The sequence below is a fragment of the Pseudomonas spelaei genome (genome assembly GCF_009724245.1).
Classification (GTDB): domain Bacteria; phylum Pseudomonadota; class Gammaproteobacteria; order Pseudomonadales; family Pseudomonadaceae; genus Aquipseudomonas; species Aquipseudomonas spelaei.
In genome coordinates this window covers 422,387-443,650 of sequence record NZ_WNNK01000001.1, presented here as the reverse complement: position 1 = coordinate 443,650, position 21,264 = coordinate 422,387, and the positions used below count along the sequence as shown (strand labels likewise).

Here is a 21,264-nt window from a genome sequence, read left to right as displayed (position 1 = left end):
TCATCTGTTCCCCCGAAATTTGCCTTGCCGGGCGGCGAACTTCTGGTGATGCACAGCACTCAGAACCCCTGGTTTCACCCATCTGTCAGCACAAGGAGGCTGACAATGAGCAAGTCAACCGTACGGTCCCAGTGCCCTACGGGACAAGCGCGCACGCATGGACATACCCCCTCAAGGACGCTTGCCTCCCAGAGCACCCGAACATGCTATTCAACCGCCATAAACAACTCGTCGCGACCCAACAACACACCATCGCCCACCAGGCCAGCCTGCTCGAAGCCATCGACCGTTCCATGGCCGTGATCGAGTTCGACCTGCAAGGCACCGTGCTGCATGCCAACGATAACTTCCTCAAGACCATGGGCTACCGCATAGACGAAGTGGTGGGCCAGTCCCATCGCCTGTTTTGTACGCCAGCCTTCGCTCGCAGCGCTGAATACACCCAGCTATGGGCGCAACTGCGCAATGGCCAGTTCCAGTCGGGGACCTTCGAGCGAGTGGCCAGCAATGGCCAGCCGGTCTGGCTTGAAGCCAGCTACAACCCGGTGCGCGACGAGTCCGGCCAGGTGGTCAAAGTGGTGAAGTACGCCATGGACGTCACCCGCAAGATGCAGGCGGAAAGTGAGGCCAACGCCAAATTACAGGCCATCGACCGCGCCATGGCGGTGATCGAGTTCAACCTCGACGGCAGCATCATCAGCGCCAACCAGAACTTCCTCAATCGAGTGGGCTACAGCCTGGCGGAACTCAAGGGCAAGCATCACCGGATCTTCTGCAAACCGGAGTTGGCCAACAGCGCCGCCTATACCGATTTCTGGCGCCGCTTGAATCAGGGCGAGCTGTTCAGCGGTCAGTTTGAACGGGTTGCAAGAAACGGCCAGACCCTATGGCTGGAAGCCAATTACAACCCGGTGTATGACGCCAGCGGGCGCTTGTGCAAAGTGGTCAAGTTCGCCTCCGATGTCACCTCCCAGGTGGAACAGCACGCCGCCGATGCCCAGAGCGCCAGCCAGGCCTATCACATCTCCCTGCAAACCCGGGACATTGCCGAAAAAGGCGCCGAGGTGATTCAGCAAACCGCCCTCGGCATGCGCGAAATTGCTGCCGACATTGATGGATCTTCCGCGCTGATTGCCAAATTGGGCGAACGTTCACAGCAGATCACCGCCATCGTCAACACCATCCGCGGCATTGCCGACCAGACCAACTTGCTGGCCTTGAATGCCGCCATTGAAGCAGCCCGAGCCGGTGAGCAAGGGCGTGGGTTTGCGGTGGTGGCCGATGAAGTGCGGCAATTGGCGGCCCGCACCAGCGGCTCGACGACGGAAATCTCATCAATGATCGAGATGATCCAGACCGAAACCCGCCAGGCTATCGACAGCATGGACGGCACCCGCGACCGCGCCGCCCTCGGTGTGGACCTGGCCAACCAGGCGGGCACCGTGATCCTGCAGATCCGCCAAGGCACCACGGAAGCGGTGCAGGCAGTGAGCATGTTTGCCAACGAACGAGGGGGATTGTGACCCCCTGACTTCGCTCAGCCTGTCGCCGCTGGCAGCGGCGACAGGAATCTTCATGTGTCAGGCTCGGTCTATAGTGATTCACTGTGTGACTGATACCGATGAGTCGAGCCCGCCATGACCCCAGACAAACCTGAAGCAGCCCCTGCCAGCAAAGTTGATCACCTGCGGTTTCACCGCGCCCATGCTCACCTCGGGCCGACGTTCGGCAACGACACCTTTGCCCTGAAAGCCGAAGCCTTCGCCCGGTTCTTTGGTACCCCGACCTTCCTTGGCGCGCAAACGGCGATTGTGATCCTTTGGGTCGTGCTCAACATGACCGGTGTCACCCACTTCGACGTCTATCCCTTCATCCTCCTCAACCTGGCGTTCAGCCTGCAATCGGCCTACGCCGCGCCGCTGATTCTGCTGGCCCAAACCCGTCAGGCCGCCCGGGACAAGGCCCAGTCCGATGCCGATGCGCAGCACCGTGAAGCCTTGGCCGTTGCTAATACCGAGCGTCAGGCTCAAGCGGCGCAGACCACCCGGCAACTCATGGATCTGCTGGAGCAGAACACCCGGCTGACCGAGATGACCAAGCAACTGACTGAGCGTATCGAAGGCCTGACCTCGGAAATGCATGAGCACTTCGTGCGCAAAACCTAAACAGACCCTTGATCAACGGTGGGGCTCGACAGCTCCCACAAGTGTTTCACTTCGCCGGTTAGATTTTTATCCATTAAGTAATCGGCGCCCCGAATGCGCTGGGTCATGCATTACGTCTGTGTACGACCAGGCAGACTGACATGCCTTCCAAGCTCATCAAACAACGTCACCACTGAGCGCAGGGCCCGGCAATCGGGCCGCGTCAACAGCCAAAGGGCCGTGTCATGCCCTGCCAATGCCGGCCCCAAAGGCAGCAAGCCCTGACCGTCCCCCAGCAGGTAATCCGGTAGCGCCGCCACGCCCAGCCCCGCGCGCACCAGTTCGGCGACCGACAGCATGCTGTTGCAGCGGTAACTGAGCACGACTCCAGGCAAGTGCTGACGGCGCCAGGCGACGGTGGGGTGATCCGGCAAAAAATCATCCGGCGCGATCCAGGCCAAGTCCGCCAGCTCACCCATTGCATGTTGTTGCACATAACGGGCACTGGCACAGATCCGATAGGACACCGTGCCCAGGCAGCGTCCCACCAGATGTTCCGGCGGCGTCGTGGTCAGGCGCAAAGCGACGTCGGCATCACGCCGGCTGAGGTTGGCAAAGTCGTTGGAGGTGCTCAGTTCCAGGGTCAGCGCCGGGTAGTCGGGCATGAACTGGCCCAGGGCCGGCAGGAGCAGGCCTTGCAGCACGGAGTCGGTGCAGGTCAGGCGCACGGTGCCGCTGATCACTTCACCCCCCTGCTCCACGCCAATACGTGCAGCATCCAGCGCCTGTTCGGCACGCTCAGCCTGTTCGGCCAAGGTGGTGGCCAACGTCGTGGGCAAGTACCCGGCGCGGCTTTTTTCAAACAGCGTCTGGCCCAGAGCCGCTTCCAGCCGCCGCACCGCGCGAAACACCGTGGACACATCAACCCGCAACAACCCTGCCGCCCGCGCCAGGGTGCCGCCGCGCACCAGGGCAAGGATCAGCGAAAGGTCGGGGTAGTCCATTCGATAGTGCGTCACTGCATTGAACATATGGGGCATTGCCAATATTGATTGCGTGAACGCCAATCTATAGTGAGCACCTGGACTCAACAAGCCACGGGGAATACGCGATGAAAAAAACCACTCTGCACCTGGGCCTGATCGGCGACTATGACCCGCAAGTCACCGCACACCAGGCTATTCCTGTGGCGCTGCAACAGGCGGGCGAGGCGCTGGGCCTGACGGTCCATTTTGATTGGCTGACCACCGACACCCTCAAATCCACCGGTCAATTACAGGCCTTTGACGGTTTCTGGGCCGTCCCCGCCAGCCCCTATCGAGACCTCGACGGCGCGCTATTGGCCATCCGTTATGCCCGCGAACAGCGCCGCCCGTTCCTCGGCACCTGCGGTGGTTTTCAACATGCGGTGCTGGAATATGCCCGTCACGTCCTGGGCTGGGCTGATGCCGAACACGGCGAACTGGCGCCCGATGCAGCGCGCGCCGTCCTTACGCCCCTGAGCTGTGCCCTGGTTGAAGCCACCGACCGCATCCAGCTGCGGGAAGGGTCACGCATCGCCAAGGCCTACGCCACCCTCGACATCCATGAAGGCTACCGCTGCCGCTACGGCGTTAACCCTGACTTTGAAAGCGCACTGCTGGCAGGCGCCCTGCACGCCACCGGCCATGACTCCACCGGCGACTTGCGAGCACTGGAACTGGAGGGGCACCCGTTTTTTGTCGCCACTTTGTTCCAACCAGAGCGGGCGGCCCTTAAAGGGCGTATCCCGCCACTGGCCATTGCGTTGCTCAAGGCCTGCCAGGAAGCATCAGCATGATCGCCAAGACACCCGCCCCACCCTACTACGCCGTTATTTTCAGCTCCCTGCGTACCGAGGGCGATCAAGGCTACGGCCAGGCCGCCGACCGCATGCTGGAACTGGCCCGCGAGCAACCCGGATTTCTCGGTGTTGAATCGGCGCGCGGGGATGACGGATTGGGGATTACCGTTTCGTACTGGCAGAGCGAAGCCGCCATCCTCGCCTGGAAGCAGAACGCCGAACACCGCGAAGTACGCCAGAGCGGGCGCTCCACCTGGTACGCGGCGTTTCAGACGCGGGTGTGCAAGGTGGAGCGCGATTACACATTCGCTAGCCGACCAGGCTGCGTACCGCACTGATCTGTGGAATCTCCACCCGGCGCATATACGCCCGTAGTGGTTCGGTGATGTTGATGCGCTCATCGATGTTCTGATCCAGCAGCAACTGGATACGCCGGCGAGACAGCGTCATGGTCTGCTGGTCAACAGGCTGCCAGACGAATTCGGCGGTCGCAATGATGCCGTCGTCGGCGACGTCCATGCCGAAGGAGTCTTCGCTGAATCGCACGATGTATTGACCGGTCTTGCGGTTCAGCCCGACGAAACCCTTGAGTTGATCGGCGGCCTGGCAGATAAGTTCGGAGGTGATGCGCATGGTAAACCTCACTGAAAAGTCCTACGTGGACTGGAAAGATGGTTTACACGCGTGGCAAGAAAGGGATTGCCCTCTGATGGGGCAATTCGGACCCAGAGTACTGCAATGTACAGCACAAAAGTGCAGAAAAATGGCCGATGCGCACGTTAATGTCGGTTTGGTGATAGCGCCTTTCGCAATCAATTGTTAAAAAGGAGCCCTTCTGACGCTACCTCCACGAAAGGACCTCGCCTATGCCTGCCACGTTTACCAAGAGTGCCCTGCTGCTCGCCTTGATGCTGGGCCTTGGCCACGCACAGGCTAACCCCATCAGCCCGGTTGAATTGGCGACCAATGAGGGAATCCCTCATCCGGCAGTGATCGCCCACCGCGGCGCGTCCTTTGACGCACCGGAATCCACCGCAGCAGCCTACAAAGTGGCGCGCGACCTGGGTGCCGACTACCTGGAAATGGACCTGCAACGCAGCAAGGACGGCGTACTGTTCGCCCTCCACGACAACAACCTGCAACGTACCACCGACGTGGCCACCCAGTTCCCTGAGCGCAAGGACAGCCCGGCCAACGAGTTCACCATGGCCGAGCTGAAAACCCTCGATGCCGGCAGCTGGTTCAACGCCGCCTACCCGGATCGCGCACGGCCGGGCTTCGTTGGCTTGAAGATCCAGACCCTCGACGAAATCATCAAGATCGCCGAAGGCAACCCGCAACACAAGCCGGGCCTGTACATTGAAACCAAGGAGCCAAAACAGTTTCCAGGGATCGAAGCCGACCTGAAAAACAAGCTGTTGGACAAAGGCTGGCTGAGCTCCGCCGGCTCCAAACTGGGCAAGAGCAACACCGGTGTCGGCCAAGGCAAGGGCCGCGTGGTGCTGCAAACCTTCGAGAAGGAAAGCCTGAAAAAGCTCCAGGAAGAAATGCCCAACACCCCGAAAGTCCTGCTGTTGTGGGTAGGTGAAGGCAGCATCGAACCCAAGTCCAAGGTGACCTTCGCCGAGTCCGGTGAACCCACCAAGGCCGCTTACTACGCCAAACAAGAGCCGAAAGACAACGCCGAATTCGAAAAATGGATCGACGAGGCCAAGAGCCTGGGCGCCATCGGCACCGGCCCGTCGGCGCTGCTGACCAATCTGGGCGATCAGAGCTATTCGGACCTGGTCCAGCCATGGATGAACCAGATGACCCACGATAAAGGCATGCTGGTGCACGTCTACACCGTCGATGAGCCGGTGGACTTCAAGAAGGTGATGGACGCAGGCGTTGATGGCATCTTCACCAACCGCGCTGGCGAACTGCTCAAGTACTACAAGCGCTGGCCGTCCTCGAGCGTGTCGGATCTGCTGCAGGACAATGGCTACTGAGTCAGTCTGCCATTAAGGATGAGTTAAGTTGCGCCGGTTAATCTGGCGCCACTTAAACAACTCACACCAAGGACCACCTCATGAAAAACTTTACTGCCCTGTTCGCTGCTGCCGCCCTGACCCTCACCGCTGGCCTGGCCCAAGCCGACGTTCGTCCGGACCAGATTCCGGCACTGCTCAAATCCGGCGAAGTCATGGCGTTCGAGAAGCTCAATAGCGCCGCCCTGGCCAAGCACGCGGGTGCCACCATCAACGACACCGAACTGGATCACGAAGCCGGTCGCCTGGTCTACGAGGTCGATCTGACCGACACCACCGGTAAGAAGTGGGACGTGAAGCTGGACGCCAAGACCGGCGAAGTCCTGGAAAACAAGCAAGACACCTGATTTACCCTCTCAAAAACGCCGCGCCGCCCTCAGGCCGCGCGGCGTTTTTATACGCCTCTCCAAACTGTCACAAAACCGTCAAATCCACTTGCCATGATGCGCTCAAGTGAACCTGTGAAATCTCCTACAGGCGCTTTCCCTGCGAGCCTCCATGAACCACAGCATCGACCACAGTCATCAGGATTCCGACCTGTTTGGCTTGCTCTACGGTTTTCGTTTTCGCCCCGGTGAAAAAGGCGAGCAGATTGATTCAGCCACCGCGCTTGCGGCCTTGCGGCAACCCGGTGACCCCGACGAGTTTCTCTGGTTGCACCTGAACCTGGCTCACGCCGCTTGCGAGCGCTGGATGCAGGCGCACCTGGCACTGCCGGCAGAATTTTTTGAAGCCTTGCACGAAGGTTCGCGCTCCACCCGTATCGAACACGTGGACTCGGCCTTGCTGGCGGTGGTCAACGACGTGGTGTTCAACTTCAGCAGCATGATGTCTTCGGACATCTCCACCTTGTGGGTCTGTGCCCGCAGCCGGCTGCTGATCAGTGCGCGCCTGCAACCGCTGCATTCGGTGGACAAGCTGCGCTCATCGGTCAAGGCTGGCGAACGTTTTCGCTCGCCCCTGGAGTTGCTGGTGCACCTGTTACGGGACCAGGGTGAAGTGCTGACGCAGATCGTGCGCCAGACCAGCAGCAGCGTCGACCATATCGAAGACCAGTTGTTGTCCTCGCGCTTGTCCACCAACCGCGCCGAGCTGGGGGCCATGCGTCGGGTGCTGGTGCGCCTGCAGCGGCTGCTGGCCCTGGAACCGGGCTCGTTGCTGCGACTGCTCAACCGTCCGCCCCAATGGTTGCAGAAAGAGGACGTGAAGGAGTTGCGCAAATCCACCGAGGAGTTTGCGCTGATCATCAACGACCTGATGGCCTTGGGAGAGCGGATCAAACTGTTGCAAGAAGAAATTGCCGCCAACCTCAACGAGCAGAGTAACCGCACGTTGTTCACCTTGACCGTGGTGACGGTGCTGGCGTTGCCGATCAATATCATTGCCGGTTTTTTTGGCATGAACGTCGGGGGCGTGCCACTTTCCACGGACCCTGAGGGGTTCTGGATTCTGGTGGCATTGGTCGCCACCTTTACTGTGATTGCCGGGCGCTGGGCTTTTCGAAAGCGCAAAGACTACTGACATTGGAATGCGGTCAAAATGTAGGAGCTGGCTTGCCTGCGATGGCATCACCTCGTTCTAACTGACAGACCGAGGTGATGCCATCGCAGGCAAGCCAGCTCCTACATTTGATCTGCGGTGTTTTGTAGACCAGCGGCACTCCCATTCACCTAAACACTGACTTACCGCAGCATCTCTGTAACATTTCGCAATGATCATGGGCGACATCCTCCCCACACTGGATGCTCCGGCATGGCCACCCCTTCCCTGACCGCCTCCACGCAAGCGACTACCACCGACCCAAAACCCCGCCTGGACAAGAAACCCGGCCTGCTGACGGTGATCATTTTCTTCGCCGTGCTCGCCATGGGATTGCTGTTCACCGCTTACAGCCTGATGCACGACATGCACGAACTGGGCACCGTCGTCACCACCTGGACGCCGTTCCTGCTGCTGGGCGTAGCACTGTTGATCGCCCTGGGCTTCGAGTTCGTCAACGGTTTCCACGACACCGCCAACGCCGTCGCCACGGTGATTTACACCAACTCGCTGCCGCCACACTTTGCGGTGGTGTGGTCCGGCTTCTTCAACTTCCTCGGCGTGCTGTTGTCCAGCGGCGCGGTGGCGTTCGGCATCATTGCCTTGCTGCCGGTTGAACTGATTTTGCAAGTCGGCTCCTCCGCCGGTTTCGCGATGATCTTCGCCCTGCTGATCGCCGCGATCCTGTGGAACCTCGGCACCTGGTGGCTGGGGTTGCCGGCATCGTCGTCCCACACCCTGATCGGTTCGATCATCGGCGTCGGCGTAGCCAATGCCTTGATGCACGGTCGCGACGGCACCAGCGGCGTGGATTGGGGCCAGGCGATCAAGATCGGCTATGCCCTGTTGCTGTCGCCGCTGATCGGCTTCGCTTTCGCCGCGCTGCTGTTGCTGGCCCTGCGTGCCTTCGTCAAGAACCGTTCGCTGTACAAGGCACCAAAAGGTGACACTCCGCCGCCGTGGTGGATTCGCGGCATGCTAATCGCCACCTGCACCGGTGTGTCCTTTGCCCACGGCTCCAACGACGGCCAGAAAGGCATGGGCCTGATCATGCTGATCCTGGTGGGCACCTTGCCGATGGCCTATGCACTGAACCGCACCATGCCTGCCGATCAGTCGCTGCAATTCGCCGCCGTGGCCGAAGTCACCCAGCAGGCGCTGGTGAAAAGCGCGCCGCAACTGGCCCCGGCCGACTCACGCGCCACCTTGTCGACTTACGTGCGTACCAAGGAGGCCACCCCGGAATTGGTCCCCGCCCTCGCCTCCATCACCGGGCATATCGGTGAGGAAGTAAAAGGTTATGGCTCCCTCGCCAAGGTGCCCGCCGAAGCCATGGGTAACGTGCGTAACGACATGTACCTGACCAGCGAAACCATTCGCCTGATGGACAAAGGCAAGGTCGGCAACTTCGACGCCGACACCCAAAACAAGCTGCAACTGTTCAAGCAACAGATCGATAACGCCACGCGGTTTATTCCGTTGTGGGTGAAGATTGCCGTGGCGATTGCGCTGGGCCTTGGCACCATGGTCGGCTGGAAGCGAATCGTAGTGACCGTGGGTGAGAAGATCGGCAAGACCCACCTGACTTACGCCCAGGGCGCCTCGGCAGAGATGGTGGCGATGCTGACCATCGGTGCAGCGGACATGTACGGCTTGCCGGTGTCCACCACCCACGTGCTGTCTTCCGGCGTGGCCGGGACAATGGTCGCCAACGGCGGCGGCTTGCAGATGAGGACCATCCGTAATCTGCTGATGGCCTGGGTGCTGACCCTGCCGGCGGCGATTCTGTTGTCGGGCAGCTTGTATTGGTTGTTTACCCAGCTGTTCTGACACACCGCAGATAAACATGTGGGAGCCGGGCTTGCCCGCGATGGCATCGCCTCGGAGTATCAGTTACACCGAGGCGATGCCATCGCAGGCAAGCCAGCTCCCACACAAACCTGCGCCTACATTCAGTTGCTGAACAACCCGCCCATCATCTTCAGCCGCTTCTTGTACACCCGCCGCGCCTCCAGCGCCTCCTCCAACGTCACCGCAACAAACCCGGCGCGCTGGTTGGGCTGCATCTGCCCGATCAGGTCCAGATCGGCACTGATCACCGTGCCAATCATTGCGTAACCGCCTCCCGACACCGCATCCCGATGCAACACAATCGGCTCCAGCCCCGCCGGCACCTGGATCGAGCCGATGGGGTAGCAGCTGTCGACGATATTTGAAGGATCCGAGCCCGCGCCAAACGGCTGCTCCCGAGGCTGGAAGCTCAAGGCGCTACCGCCCTTGAAGCGATAGCCGATACGGTCGGCCTCCGATCCGACGGTCCAGGGTTCGGCAAAAAAGCTGCTTTTCGCCTCCGCCGTCAACCGCTCGTAATACAGCCCCGGCACCACCCGTAACGTGACCTCGCCGCCCACCGACTGACGCAAGGCCATGGGCAAGCTGTTGCCCGCTCGGCCGCTGCCACTGGCAACACCTATGGGCAGTTCATCACCCTCTGCCAGTCGCCGGCCGTGAAAACCACCCAGCGCACCGAGGGTGTAAGTGGAGCGGCTACCGAGTACCAGCGGCACATCAATGCCTCCGGCCACCGCCAGGTACGTCCGCGCTCCGGCCCTGGGAAACTCGAACCGCAACACTTGCCCGGCGCGCACCTGGAAAGCCGTGTCCTGATGCACCACTTCTCCATCCAGGCGCGGCGACATCAGCGCACCGCTCAAGGCCACCAAAGCGTCCTGCTGAAACGCCAGCTCCGGCCCGATCAGCGTGCACTCCAACCCCGCCGCGCCCACCGGGTTGCCCACCAAGTGATTGGCTGCGCTCAAGGCATACTGGTCCAGCGCACCGGACGGAGGAATGCCCAGGTGGTAATACCCTTCACGGCCAAGATCCTGCACAGAGGTGGCGAGGCCGGGTTTGAGGACCTTGATCATGCCAGCGCCTCCTGCAGGGTTTTCGGATAGCCGACAGGGTCGGCGAGGAAAGCGTCGAGGGAAAACTCCACCGGGCGGATGCGCAAGTCGAAACGCCCCGCCTCCACCTCTGCGATCGCCACGTCATACGCCTCGCGGTCCATGGGTTTGAACTGGACGATATCGCCGGGCCGGAAGAACACCATGTGTTCCTTGAGGTAGGGCAACTGCTGCTCAGGGTCATAGATCGGCGCCGGCGTCACGCCGAACATCTGATAACCCCCGGCGCCACGGACCGAGTAGATACAGCCAAAACAGCCGCCATGACCGAGGGTCAGTTTTGGCGTGTCAGTGCGCGGGCGCAGGTATTTGGGCACCTGCAACTGGCGCTCGCGTTCCACCATCTGGAACATGAACGGCAGCCCGGCGACAAAGCCGACCATCGAGACAAACCACGGCGCGCCACTGTGAGCGGCGATAAAGGCCTCGACGTCCGCCAGACCGTTAATGCGTGCCGCATACTCCAGATCGGTGCCGCTGGGGTCTTGATGACGGTCACGAAAACGCATCAGGGTCTCTAAGGTCCAGGGGTCGTTGTACAACACCGGAATCTCGATGATCCGAGTGTGCAAGGTACGCTCGGCTACGGCCTGGGCCTCAGCACTCTGCACCGCATCCAACAGCACGTGCGGGGCGATACGGTCCGGGTCGAAACGAATCTGGAATGAGGCGTTGGCCAGGCACACGTCCAGCACACCTTCCAGGGCCAGGCGTTCTACCGCACGGGTAACCGCCATGCCCTTGAAGAAAGCTTCCAGGGACATGCTTTCGCTGACCTCGGCAAACAGGTGTTCATCACCGCCAAAGCTGTAGCGGATCGGGGAAGATTCAGCCATGTCTGTTCCTCTTGGAATCATTATAGAAAGGCAGGCAAAAAATCATCTGACAGTGGCACAGGGCCTATCGTTTTTGTGGCGAGCCCGCCACAACTTTAATCCCCGCCTCATTCAGTGCTGTACGGGTGGCCTCAACCAACGCCAACGCACCCGGCGTGTCGCTGTGCAAGCAGATGGAATCGAACTCGATGGACAAGTCTTCACCCTCCACGGTCCGCACCACACCGCTCTGGCAGGCACGCACCACCCGCGCCGCAACGGTCTTCGGATCCAGCGCGCGGACATGGCGGGTGAAGACGATGGAGCCCGAGAGGTCGTACTCGCGGTCGGCGTAAAACTCCCGCACCACTGGCTGGCCGAGCTCCTTGGCGATGCGCCAGATCACCGAGTTGGGCATGCAGTACAGCAACAGCGTCGGCTCAAGGATTTGCAGGTTTTCCACCAGCAGGCGTGCAGCTTCTTCGTCCCGGGCCAGATGCATGTAGAGCGCGCCGTGGGGCTTGATGTGTTGCAGGGAAACGCCTTGGGCCCGGGCGATTTCTCGCAGGGCGCCCAGTTGGTAGAGGATGTCGTCCACCAGTTCCTGGGCCGGGGCGTTGATGTGGCGACGGCCAAACCCCACCATGTCGCGAAAGCCGGGGTGGGCGCCGATGGCTACGCCCAACTGTTTGGCACGCTCGACCGTGCGGCGCATGGTGCCTGGGTCGCCGGCGTGAAAACCGGTGGCGATGTTGGCGGAACTGATAAACGCCATCAGCTCGCTATCCACGCCGTCACCAATAGTCCAGGGACCAAAGCCTTCGCCCATGTCCGAATTGAAATCCACTGCCTGCATCGAGGTTGCTCCGAGAAAGTTCATGCCATGGAAATTAGGCTGCGGCTTGACCCCTTGGGAAGATCTATTATCAGATGGGGCATCTTCTGAAAATCAGATAACCACTTACGCTGTAGCCGCTGGCGCAGCCTGCGATCGGCTGCGAAGCAGTCGCGGGGCCTTAAAACCGCCGGAAGGTCCTGCGGCCCTTATCGCAGCCTCGTGCCTCTGCAGCGGCTACAGTCCAGGATTTGTTATGTCCCTCACCTTGCGCCAAGTCCGCTACTTCGTTGCCACCGCCGAAATCGGCCAGATCTCCCAGGCAGCCATTCACCTGAACATCTCCCAGTCGGCCGTGACCACCGCGATCAAGGAGCTGGAAGCCCTGCTCGGCGCGCAGCTGTTTGTACGTTCGGCCCAAGGCATGAACCTGACCGACGCCGGGCGGCACTTTCTCAACCGGGCCTATGTGATTGTGCGCAGCGTCGACGACGCCTTGAACAGCCCACTGCCGGACTACCGAGCCAGTGGTGGGCTGCGGGTGGCGGCCAGCTACACCGTGCTGGGTTATTTCCTGCCCCATCACTTGCAGCGCATGGCGCATTGGCATCCGGACGTGACCATCGACGTGTTCGAGCAGGAACGCCAAGCCATCGAACACGGCCTGCTGGACGGCCAGTTCGACATGGCCGTGGTGCTCACCGCCAACCTCACCCACCCGGACATCGTCTCGGAAATCCTCTTCAACTCCGAACGCCGCCTGTGGCTGCCCAGCCACCACCCGCTGTGCGAACGCGCCGCTGTCAGCCTCGCGGACGTGGCCCAAGAACCGTACATTTTCCTGACCGTCGACGAAGCCGAACAAAGCGCCATGCGTTACTGGGAACAGGCCGGGCAAACGCCCAAGGTGCGGCTGCGCACCAGCTCGGTGGAAGCGGTACGCAGCATGGTCGCCAACGGCAGCGGCGTGGCGATTCTCTCGGACCTGGTACACCGCCCCTGGTCATTGGAAGGCAAGCGGATCGAGACGGTGAGCGTGACCGACCAGGTGCCCTCAATGAGCGTCGGCCTGGCCTGGCACCGCGAACGCGTGTTCACCCCGGCGATGCAGGCGTTTCGTGATTACTTCCACGATGCCTTCCTCGCCCCGCAACAGCTGTCAGCACGCCGTTAACGCGGTTTGCAGCGTGGTGGTCAGCCAGTCCATGAAGACCCGCACCCGCAACGGCAGATGCCGTTGACCGGCGTATAGCAGGGAGACATCCATCGAAGGCGCCGGATACTCAGGCAGCACCGCCACCAGCTCACCGCTGGCCAGCAGATCGCGAATCCCCAGGCACGGCACCTGAATCAGGCCGAAACCTGCCAGGCAGGCCGCTTGATACGCATCCGTGCTATTGACTGTGACACGCCCGGCCATCTCAACACGCTGCACCTTGTTGCCTTGCTGGTATTCAAACCCCGACGAACGCGAACCCAGCGGACGCACGTAATGCACCAACTGATGGTCGGCCAGGTCAGCCAGTGTCTTGGGCACGCCATAGCGTTGCAGGTACGCGGGGCTGGCGCAGTTGATCATCGGCATGCTGCACAGCACCCGTGCCACCACCGACTGGTCCGGCTGCGCGCCCACCCGCAGTACGCAGTCGAAGCCTTCGGCCAGCAGGTCCACCTGTCGGTCAGAGCTGCTGATTTCCAGATCAATCAGCGGATGCCGTGCCATGAACTCCGGCAGGCGTGGCACGATCACCATCCTGGCCATGGCGTTGAGCATATCGACGCGGATTCGCCCGCTCAGTTGTGTCTCGTCCTGACGAAACAACCCTTCCAGCTCCTCCATGTGCGACAACAGATCCTTACTGCGCTCATACAACACCCGACCGTCCTGGGTCGCCTGAACCCTGCGGGTGGTGCGCTGCAACAGTCGGGCGCCGAGCAACTCTTCCAGGGCCTGCACATGCTCGGACACCGTGGAGCGCGGCAAGCCGAGGCTCTCGCCGGCCTGAGTGAAACTCGACAGTTCGGTGACGCGGACAAAGGTGCGCAGCAGTTCCAGCTTGTTCATGGGGCGACCTTGATTGTTCGGCCTATCCGGCCAGTGATTCCGGTTCAGCTCTGTTTATCACGTTATGAGCGGACAAATACACTCAGTCCCACGATCAATCGCTCACTCCAAGGACTTCACCATGACCCGTAAAATCGCACTCATCACCGGCGCCAGCCGTGGCCTGGGCAAAAGCGCAGCCCTGCACCTGGCCGCGCAAGGCGTCGATATCATCGGCACTTACCACAGCAAAGCCGACGAAGCCCAGGCGGTGGCCGCGGAGGTCGAAAAACTCGGTGGCCGCGCGGCCATGCTGAAATTGGACGTCAGCCAGAGTTCAACGTTCGCGGCCTTCACGGCTGAAGTCGGCGCGCTGCTCAAGAAGGTTTTCGCTCAGGATCACTTCGACTTTCTGATCAATAACGCCGGCATCGGTGCCCACGCCAGCTTTGCCGACACCCGCGAAGAGCAGTTCGATCAGATGGTCGCCATCCACCTCAAGGGCCCGTTCTTCCTGACGCAAAAACTGCTGCCGCTGATCGCCGACGGTGGCCGGATCCTCAACATCTCCAGCGGCCTGACCCGCTTCAGCCTGCCCGGCTATGCGGCCTACGCCTCGATGAAAGGCGCGGTGGAAGTGCTGACCCGCTACCAGGCCAAGGAGCTGGGCGCGCGTGGTATCAGCGTCAACACCCTGGCTCCTGGCGCGATTGCCACCGATTTCAGTGGTGGCGCCGTGCGGGACAATCCAGACCTTAACGCCATGGTTGCCAACAATACCGCCCTGGGTCGGGCAGGCTTGCCGGACGACATTGGCGGGGCGATTTCCACCCTGCTGGCCGACGGCAGCAACTGGATCACCGGCCAGCGGGTTGAGGCGTCGGGCGGAATGTTCTTGTAAGCCCACCCCGCATCAGGAGCCGGTACACCGGCTCCTACACCGTCAACGCTCGGCGCTGCACAAACTTATCCCGCAGCACGTCGTAACCCCAGTGGTACACATAGGTGTACGGCAGGAAGAACAGCAGCACGCCGATGTCGAGGATGAAAGCCTGCATCAGGCTGATATTCAGCCACGCGGCGATCAACGGCACGGCAAACAGGATCAGGCCACCTTCGAACATCAAGGCGTGCAACACCCGGGTCCAGCCGCTATTGCTCAGTTGCAGGCGCGCCTTCAGACGGTCGAACAGGCCGTTGAAGATGATGTTCCAGGTCAGCGCCAGAATGCTGATAGCCAGGGTGACCGCGCCCATCTCCAGGGCGGGTCTGCCAGTGATCCACACCAGTAACGGGGTGCAGATCAACAAGGCCAGACCCTCGAAGCCGATGGCCTGGAAAACGCGTTCAGTGATGGTTTTGGTAGGGCTCATGACCCGTGCTCCGTGAGTGACTGTGGTTGCCATATTCACACCATGAACCGATACTTCATAACCAGTAACCATCGACCAAGGCGATAGTATGGCGTCCCATGAAGTGCTCCAGGCGTTTGTCCAGGCGGCGACCCAAGGTTCGTTTTCGGCAGCGGCACGTAAACTGGGCAAGAGCCAGTCCACCGTCAGTGCAGCGGTGGCGAGCCTGGAGATTGATCTGGACGTGGTGCTGTTTGACCGCAGCAGCCGCAAGCCAACATTGACCCCGGCAGGCCATGTGTTGCTGCAACGGGCCGAGCAGGTGCTGGAAGCCAGTAGCCGTTTGGAACTGGCAGCCAGTCAGCTATCCCAAGGGTTGGAGCCCAAGCTGAGTATCGCCATGTCCGACACCTATCAGTCAGAGCGTTTCGAGTCTGCCCTCAGCGCCTTTGAGCAGCGCTATCCGGACTTGGAGCTGGAATGCCTGATCGCCGAATGTGAAGACTTGATCGCACTGCTGCAAAGCGGTCGGGCGCAGATTGCCTTTATCGAGATGCAAGACGTCTACCCACCGGACCTGACGAGGGCGCCGGTAGAAGAGCGCACGGAAATTGCCCTGTTTGTCTCACCCAAACATCCGTTGGCGAGCCTGGATGGCATCGACCAGCAGACCCTGGAACAACACCGCGAACTGCGCCTGGCAAGCATCATCAACCCCAATGAAACGCGGGGCCTCGGCCGGGTGTGGTCGGCGCCCAGTTACCTGATGTTGATGGAAATGGCGCAGTTGGGATTCGGCTGGGCACCGCTGCCGCGCTGGCTGGTGGAGCGTTTTGGCGGCGGCCACCTGCAGGAGCTCAAAGCCCGCGGCTGGCCGCGTTCGGTGGCCGTGGACGCCCTGTGGTCACGCCAACACCCACCCGGCCCGGCGGGAAGCTGGTTGTTGCAGAAGATGCTCGAATAACGCGCCAAGCCCCGCGCCTGCCTCATTCATTCCGGCTGACGGAGATCGGCCAAACGCCGCTCGATGAAGCGTCGCTCCGGAGCCTGTTGAGTCAGCGCCAACGCCTTTGCATACGCGACCCGCGCCTCCTCCACCCTTCCCAACTGCCGGCAGAACTCCCCCCGCGCGGAATAGGCCAGGTGATAGTCCAACAAATCACCTCGCCCCAGGATCCCATCCACCTGCTGCAACCCCGCCAACGGCCCATCCCGCATGGCCATCGCCACCGCACGATTGAGCTCGATCACCGGCGACGGCACCGCCCTGAGCAACACGTCATAAAGCCCGACAATCTGCGGCCAATCGGTCTCGACAGCGCTCTGCGCTTCGGCATGCACGGCAGCAATCGCCGCCTGCAGGCAGTAAGGCCCAAAACGCCGGGTTGTCAGCGCTTTCTCCACCAGATCACAGCCTTCAGCAATCAGCGAAGCGTCCCACAGCGAACGGTCCTGTTCATCCAGCAGTACCAGCTCACCGTTGGCCGAGGTCCGTGCCAGGCGCCGGGACTCGTGGAGCAGCATCAGCGCCAGCAAGCCCATGACCTCTGGCTCCGGCAGCAACTCCAACAGTAAACGGCCCAGGCGGATCGCTTCGCGGGTCAGGTCGTCACGGGTCAGGTCGGCGCCCATCGACGCCGAATACCCTTCGTTGAACACCAGGTAAATCACCTGCAGCACACTGTCCAGACGCTCCGGCAATTCGGCCAGGGATGGCACTTGATAAGGGATTTTCGCCTCACGGATCTTGCCCTTGGCCCGCACGATGCGCTGGGCGATCGTGGCGGGCGTGGCGAGGAAGGCCCGGGCGATTTCCTCGGTGGTCAGGTCACAGATTTCCCGCAGGGTCAGTGCCGTCTGCGCATCCGCCGCCAGTGCGGGGTGGCAACAGGTGAAGATCAGGCGCAGGCGGTCATCTTCCACGTCTTCGGCGCTCCAGTCGGCCGCTTCCAGTTCCTCGGCCTGGGCCAGCAGCAGCTTCTGGTGCGCGGCAAAACGGGCCTGGCGGCGCAAGCGGTCGATCGCTTTGAAGCGTCCGGTAGAGACCAGCCAAGCCCTGGGATTATCGGGTACGCCATCCTGCTCCCAGCGCTCGACCGCGACAAAAAAAGCCTCATGCAAGGCTTCCTCAGCGAGGTCGAAATCGCCCAGCAGGCGAATCAGGGTCGCCAGGATGCGCCGCGATTCGCTGCGATAAACCGCTTCGACCCGGGCCTGGACCGTCAATCGCGCATGCCTGTGGTCACCAATGCCACCAGTCGATCCAGGCTCTGGCCCCAGCCGTCATGAAAGCCCATGGCTTCATGGGCCTGCTTGGTTTCGGCGCTCCAGTGCATCGCGCGAGCGGTGTAGAGGGTTTTGCCATCGACGTCCTCAAAGGTGACTTCGGCGGTCATGAACGGCTGGCCCGAGGGAATCCAGCCGGGGGTGAACGCATCGGTAAACACCAAGCGCCGGGGTGCCGTAATTTCGAGGAATACGCCCTGGGTCGGGTATTCGCTGCCATCGGGCGCGCGCATCAGTGTGCGAAACTGCCCACCGACCCACAGGTCCATTTCGCACTCGGGCGTGGTCATGCCGTGTGGGCCCCACCACTGCTGCAACAACGCAGGCTCGGTCCAGGCACGAAATACCCGGCTGCGGGGCGCGTCGATCAGCCGGCTGATGGACAGTTCAAACTCGGCGGGTTGGGATTGGTTAATCATGGGTAAACCTCCTGAATTTTATTGTTGTGATCAGAGATTCAGTTCACGCACCGGGCGCACTTCTACACTGCCGACCCGGGCTGCCGGAATGCCGCCGGCCACCTGGATTGCTTCATTCAAGTCCTTGGCTTCGATCAGGTAAAACCCGGCGAGTTGCTCCTTGGTCTCGGCGAACGGACCGTCGGTGATCGACAGCTTGCCGTTGCGCATACGCACGGTGGTAGCGGTGGTCACTGATTCCAGCGGCTCGGCAGCGAGCATCCGACCGCTGGCCTGCACGAACTGGCCATAAGCGAAACATTCCGGGTCCTTGGGGCTATCAGGCGAATCATGCAGCACCTGCTCATTGCTATAGATCAGGCAGAGGTATTTCATAACATTCTCCGTTTTCGGACTCTCAACTATAGTCCCCGGTGATCAGGGTTCCAGCTCGAACAATGTGGTGCCCGTGTGCATATCGAACGGCGCCGACCAGTGCTCATGCACCACCTGCCATTGGCCCCCGATGCGCTGGTAGCCAGCGGTCACGCGCATCCAGCACGCCTTGACCACACCGTCCGGTCCGGCGCCACCACAGCGAGCGAGCCAGAAGGCAAAGGCACTCTCGGCAGCCGGCACGATGTGCAATTGATGAAACTCGAAAATACCCGGGCCGGGGCAGACTTTCATGCATTCTTCCCAATGCGCGCGGTAGGCGGCCTTGCCTTTGAATTGCAGGGCACCAACGGCATCGAACGAGACGATATCATCGGCGTAAAAGCTGACAATGCGCTCGATATCCTTGGCCATCACGGCCTGCTGCCAGTGTTCGATCAAGGCGCTGATTTCGGTTTTAACCTGAGTGCTCATGGCGATACTCCTTTCATGGAAAAATCACTGAAGACACCCTTAGTCGAGTGAGCCGTCGGCCAATCGACACGCTCGCAAAAAATAATTGCGGGCACAACAAACCCGCTAGAATTTGCGACCTCTCCGTAGGAACTTGGATGCCTTACCAATGGAAACCCACCTCGTCGCCTATGAGACGCTGACCGCTGCCCAACAGCAGCAACTCAGCACCCTCGAAGTCCATCCCGAGCAACTGGCGTTTTCCGGCGATATCTACTGTGCGCTGAACACCCTGCTGGTCAATCCCAGCCCTGGCGTCAAAGGTTTCGCGCTACTGGCCGAAGACATCCCGGTGGCCTTTCTTCTGCTCAAGCGCCCACCCTGCCTGCCCCATTGGGCCGGTGAACACAGCGCCACCCTGCACGCCCTGCAAGTCGACCGCAGCAAACAAGGCCAGGGCTTCGGCAAAGCCTGCCTGCAAGCATTGCCCGCGGCTGCACGGCGGGCGTGGCCGCAGATCAAGGCGCTGGAGTTATCGGTGGACCATGACAATGTGGCGGCGATGGGGCTGTATTTGCAGCAAGGCTGGGTAGATAGCGGCGAGGCTTACAAGGGGCGGATTGGGTATGAGCGTCGGTTGGCGTGGGTGTTTGATCAGGTCAGCCTTGACAGCGATAAAATGTAACGTATACATAACTTATATTCGATTATGTAATGGTTGCATGACATGAATTTTTCAGTTCTCACTCACAAAATCGGTAGCCAGGTTCGCTCAATGCGGCTGAACCGCGGCTATAAGCAAGCGGAACTGGCACGTTTGGCAGGTGTTACTCGGCAAAAACTGATCGAAATCGAGCAAGGCAGTCCCTCTGTTTCAATGAGCGCCTACGCACGGGTTTTTGCGGCCTTGGGCAGTGAAGTCAAACTCGTACCTGCGTCCCTGCCAACACTGGATGAAGTGGACGACTTGTTTAATGAATAGCCCCAGACTGCAGGTACATACCCCTCAAGGCGCCAGTGGAAGCGTGTTCATCGGAGCTGATAACTATCTGTTCCGCTACGGCGATAACGCCTTGGCGCACAGCGCAGTGAGCCTGCTGATGCCGGTTCGCGCCGATGAGTATCGTCGTCGGGAACTGCACCCGATCTTCCAGATGAACCTTCCGGAAGGGTATGTGCTGGAGCAACTTAGAAACCGCCTGGCCAAGACAGTGAGGGTCGATCCGATGCTGTTACTCGCATTGTCGGGCAGCAGTGCCCCCATAGGCCGAGTCTTCGTTTCTTCGGCTCAAGTCAATGAGTTGATTCAGCGTAACAGCCCGCCTGCCAACGGCGAGAGCCTGGCACAGATTCTTGCCTGGGATGGCGCCGAAGACCTGTTCGCCGACCTGGTAGACCGGTACATCCTGCGGGCGGGTATTTCCGGCGTGCAACCCAAGGTACTGGTACCGGAATCTCCACAGACACCCGAGCAGAAATTCACGTCGAAAACCAATGACCTGATTATCAAAAGCGGACGCGACGAGTTCCCAGGACTGGCCATCAACGAATACCTGTGCATGTCCATTGCCAGGGACGCGGGCATACCGGTCCCGCCGTTTTACCTCTCACAGAACCACAAACTCTTCATCATGCGACGCTTTGATCGGGATGAGCAGCTCAACCCCCTGGGGTTCGAAGACATGACAACACTGATGGGCCTGTCTGCCGAACAAAAATACAGCAAGAGCTACACCATGATCGCCAGGGCCGTGCGCCTCTATTGCTCACCTGAGGAAGTACGCAGTTCACTGGAACAACTGTTCGATAGCGTAGCGTTGAGTTGCATCGTCGGTAATGGTGACGCCCATCTGAAAAATTTCGGTCTGCTTTACAGCGACCCGGTCAAACAAGACGCACGTCTTGCACCGGCTTACGACATCGCGAATACCACGGCCTATATTCCAGAGGATTCACTGGCATTAGACTTGGTCGGTAACAAATCATTTTTTGCTTCGCGCCTGGGCATCCTCGAGTTTGCGAAAACCTGCGATATCGAAAAACCCGAGGAGCGTATCCGGAATCTGCTCCAGACCCTTGAGATTGTTCTCAAGCGCGAAGACGACTATTGCCGACAAGCACCCAATGTTGCGCAGGCCATCCAGAAATCCGCGCAGGACTACCAACGTAGCTTTGGTAGCTGAC

The 21,264-nt window shown here is 60.5% G+C and carries 25 protein-coding genes; 14 read left to right on the top strand and 11 right to left on the bottom strand.

The genetic code is table 11. The annotated features are described in order from the left end of the window. The first annotated feature begins 203 nt into the window (after window positions 1-203). On the top strand, window positions 204-1,523 hold the full coding sequence (locus tag GNF76_RS02035; RefSeq protein WP_155581494.1) for a methyl-accepting chemotaxis protein: 1,320 nt from the start codon (window positions 204-206) through the stop codon (window positions 1,521-1,523). Between the two features lie 114 nt (window positions 1,524-1,637). Then, complete coding sequence (locus tag GNF76_RS02030; protein WP_155581493.1) at window positions 1,638-2,165, top strand: DUF1003 domain-containing protein; 528 nt, start codon at window positions 1,638-1,640, stop codon at window positions 2,163-2,165. A gap of 110 nt (window positions 2,166-2,275) precedes the next feature. Here GNF76_RS02030 and GNF76_RS02025 read toward each other — a convergent pair whose 3' ends face one another. Beyond that, entirely contained in the window at window positions 2,276-3,238 is a 963-nt protein-coding gene (locus GNF76_RS02025) for a LysR family transcriptional regulator (RefSeq protein WP_155581492.1), read from the bottom strand. Window positions 3,239-3,255: 17 nt separating this feature from the next. Between GNF76_RS02025 and GNF76_RS02020 the strand changes: the two genes are divergently transcribed. Both GNF76_RS02020 and GNF76_RS02015 read left to right on the top strand, forming a co-directional pair. Next, window positions 3,256-3,963 (top strand): CTP synthase C-terminal region-related (seleno)protein, encoded by a 708-nt coding sequence (locus GNF76_RS02020; protein WP_155581491.1) that lies wholly within the window; start codon window positions 3,256-3,258, stop codon window positions 3,961-3,963. Then, a complete protein-coding gene (locus GNF76_RS02015) occupies window positions 3,960-4,304 on the top strand; it encodes an antibiotic biosynthesis monooxygenase family protein (RefSeq protein WP_155581490.1) in 345 nt (114 codons plus the stop codon). The genes GNF76_RS02020 and GNF76_RS02015 overlap by 4 nt, the downstream gene beginning before the upstream one ends. On the opposite strand, the gene GNF76_RS02010 is transcribed toward GNF76_RS02015, so the two are convergent. After that, window positions 4,276-4,599, bottom strand: a complete 324-nt coding sequence (locus tag GNF76_RS02010) for a DUF2025 family protein (protein WP_155581489.1) — start codon at window positions 4,597-4,599, stop codon at window positions 4,276-4,278. The genes GNF76_RS02015 and GNF76_RS02010 overlap by 29 nt on opposite strands. Before the next feature lie 233 nt (window positions 4,600-4,832). On the opposite strand from GNF76_RS02010, the gene GNF76_RS02005 reads away from it, so the two are divergent. The 4 genes from GNF76_RS02005 (at window position 4,833) to GNF76_RS01990 (ending at window position 9,365) form a co-directional block, all read left to right on the top strand. Next, window positions 4,833-5,957 (top strand): glycerophosphodiester phosphodiesterase, encoded by a 1,125-nt coding sequence (locus tag GNF76_RS02005; RefSeq protein WP_155581488.1) that lies wholly within the window; start codon window positions 4,833-4,835, stop codon window positions 5,955-5,957. A gap of 80 nt (window positions 5,958-6,037) precedes the next feature. Next, entirely contained in the window at window positions 6,038-6,343 is a 306-nt protein-coding gene (locus GNF76_RS02000; RefSeq protein WP_155581487.1) for a PepSY domain-containing protein, read from the top strand. A gap of 151 nt (window positions 6,344-6,494) precedes the next feature. Continuing rightward, window positions 6,495-7,517, top strand: a complete 1,023-nt coding sequence (locus GNF76_RS01995) for a transporter (RefSeq protein WP_155581486.1) — start codon at window positions 6,495-6,497, stop codon at window positions 7,515-7,517. 231 nt (window positions 7,518-7,748) lie between these two features. Beyond that, window positions 7,749-9,365 carry an inorganic phosphate transporter gene (locus GNF76_RS01990; protein WP_155581485.1) on the top strand — a complete coding sequence of 539 codons (1,617 nt, stop codon included), beginning with the start codon at window positions 7,749-7,751 and terminating at the stop codon, window positions 9,363-9,365. A gap of 122 nt (window positions 9,366-9,487) precedes the next feature. Here the strand turns inward: GNF76_RS01990 and GNF76_RS01985 are convergent, their stop codons facing one another. The 3 genes from GNF76_RS01985 to GNF76_RS01975 form a co-directional block, all read right to left on the bottom strand. Next, entirely contained in the window at window positions 9,488-10,462 is a 975-nt protein-coding gene (locus tag GNF76_RS01985) for a 5-oxoprolinase subunit C family protein (RefSeq protein WP_155581484.1), read from the bottom strand. Further along, window positions 10,459-11,337 (bottom strand): 5-oxoprolinase subunit B family protein, encoded by an 879-nt coding sequence (locus tag GNF76_RS01980; protein WP_155581483.1) that lies wholly within the window; start codon window positions 11,335-11,337, stop codon window positions 10,459-10,461. The genes GNF76_RS01985 and GNF76_RS01980 overlap by 4 nt, the downstream gene beginning before the upstream one ends. Before the next feature lie 64 nt (window positions 11,338-11,401). Further along, a complete protein-coding gene (locus GNF76_RS01975) occupies window positions 11,402-12,172 on the bottom strand; it encodes a 5-oxoprolinase subunit PxpA (RefSeq protein ID WP_155581482.1) in 771 nt (256 codons plus the stop codon). 235 nt (window positions 12,173-12,407) lie between these two features. Between GNF76_RS01975 and GNF76_RS01970 the strand changes: the two genes are divergently transcribed. Continuing rightward, complete coding sequence (locus tag GNF76_RS01970; protein ID WP_155581481.1) at window positions 12,408-13,325, top strand: LysR family transcriptional regulator; 918 nt, start codon at window positions 12,408-12,410, stop codon at window positions 13,323-13,325. Here GNF76_RS01970 and GNF76_RS01965 read toward each other — a convergent pair. Further along, on the bottom strand, window positions 13,311-14,216 hold the full coding sequence (locus GNF76_RS01965) for a LysR family transcriptional regulator (RefSeq protein WP_155581480.1): 906 nt from the start codon (window positions 14,214-14,216) through the stop codon (window positions 13,311-13,313). The two genes, GNF76_RS01970 and GNF76_RS01965, sit on opposite strands and share 15 nt — an antisense overlap. Before the next feature lie 121 nt (window positions 14,217-14,337). Here GNF76_RS01965 and GNF76_RS01960 point away from each other — a divergent pair, with 121 nt between their 5' ends. After that, the gene (locus GNF76_RS01960) at window positions 14,338-15,096 is read left to right on the top strand and encodes an SDR family NAD(P)-dependent oxidoreductase (RefSeq protein WP_155581479.1); all 759 of its coding nucleotides are present in this window, start codon (window positions 14,338-14,340) and stop codon (window positions 15,094-15,096) included. A gap of 34 nt (window positions 15,097-15,130) precedes the next feature. On the opposite strand, the gene GNF76_RS01955 is transcribed toward GNF76_RS01960, so the two are convergent. Continuing rightward, on the bottom strand, window positions 15,131-15,568 hold the full coding sequence (locus GNF76_RS01955) for a multidrug/biocide efflux PACE transporter (protein WP_155581478.1): 438 nt from the start codon (window positions 15,566-15,568) through the stop codon (window positions 15,131-15,133). Window positions 15,569-15,656: 88 nt separating this feature from the next. On the opposite strand from GNF76_RS01955, the gene GNF76_RS01950 reads away from it, so the two are divergent. Beyond that, window positions 15,657-16,511: a LysR family transcriptional regulator gene (locus GNF76_RS01950; RefSeq protein ID WP_155581477.1), complete on the top strand. Its 855-nt coding sequence runs from the start codon at window positions 15,657-15,659 to the stop codon at window positions 16,509-16,511. Window positions 16,512-16,537: 26 nt separating this feature from the next. Here the strand turns inward: GNF76_RS01950 and GNF76_RS01945 are convergent, their stop codons facing one another. Genes GNF76_RS01945 through GNF76_RS01930 form a run of 4 tightly spaced genes read right to left on the bottom strand, consistent with a single transcriptional unit; the run spans window position 16,538 to window position 19,101 of the window. Next, complete coding sequence (locus GNF76_RS01945; protein ID WP_155581476.1) at window positions 16,538-17,773, bottom strand: RNA polymerase sigma factor; 1,236 nt, start codon at window positions 17,771-17,773, stop codon at window positions 16,538-16,540. Next, the gene (locus GNF76_RS01940) at window positions 17,770-18,252 is read right to left on the bottom strand and encodes an SRPBCC family protein (protein ID WP_155581475.1); all 483 of its coding nucleotides are present in this window, start codon (window positions 18,250-18,252) and stop codon (window positions 17,770-17,772) included. The genes GNF76_RS01945 and GNF76_RS01940 overlap by 4 nt, the downstream gene beginning before the upstream one ends. Window positions 18,253-18,282: 30 nt before the next feature. Next, entirely contained in the window at window positions 18,283-18,627 is a 345-nt protein-coding gene (locus tag GNF76_RS01935; RefSeq protein ID WP_155581474.1) for a YciI family protein, read from the bottom strand. Between the two features lie 42 nt (window positions 18,628-18,669). Then, complete coding sequence (locus GNF76_RS01930; RefSeq protein WP_155581473.1) at window positions 18,670-19,101, bottom strand: YybH family protein; 432 nt, start codon at window positions 19,099-19,101, stop codon at window positions 18,670-18,672. A 148-nt stretch (window positions 19,102-19,249) separates the two neighbouring features. Between GNF76_RS01930 and GNF76_RS01925 the strand changes: the two genes are divergently transcribed. Genes GNF76_RS01925 through GNF76_RS01915 form a run of 3 tightly spaced genes read left to right on the top strand, consistent with a single transcriptional unit; the run spans window position 19,250 to window position 21,263 of the window. Continuing rightward, the gene (locus GNF76_RS01925) at window positions 19,250-19,765 is read left to right on the top strand and encodes a GNAT family N-acetyltransferase (protein ID WP_155581472.1); all 516 of its coding nucleotides are present in this window, start codon (window positions 19,250-19,252) and stop codon (window positions 19,763-19,765) included. 42 nt (window positions 19,766-19,807) lie between these two features. After that, a complete protein-coding gene (locus tag GNF76_RS01920) occupies window positions 19,808-20,062 on the top strand; it encodes a helix-turn-helix domain-containing protein (protein WP_155581471.1) in 255 nt (84 codons plus the stop codon). Further along, on the top strand, window positions 20,055-21,263 hold the full coding sequence (locus GNF76_RS01915) for a type II toxin-antitoxin system HipA family toxin (protein WP_155581470.1): 1,209 nt from the start codon (window positions 20,055-20,057) through the stop codon (window positions 21,261-21,263). The genes GNF76_RS01920 and GNF76_RS01915 overlap by 8 nt, the downstream gene beginning before the upstream one ends. The last annotated feature ends 1 nt before the right edge of the window (window position 21,264 follow it).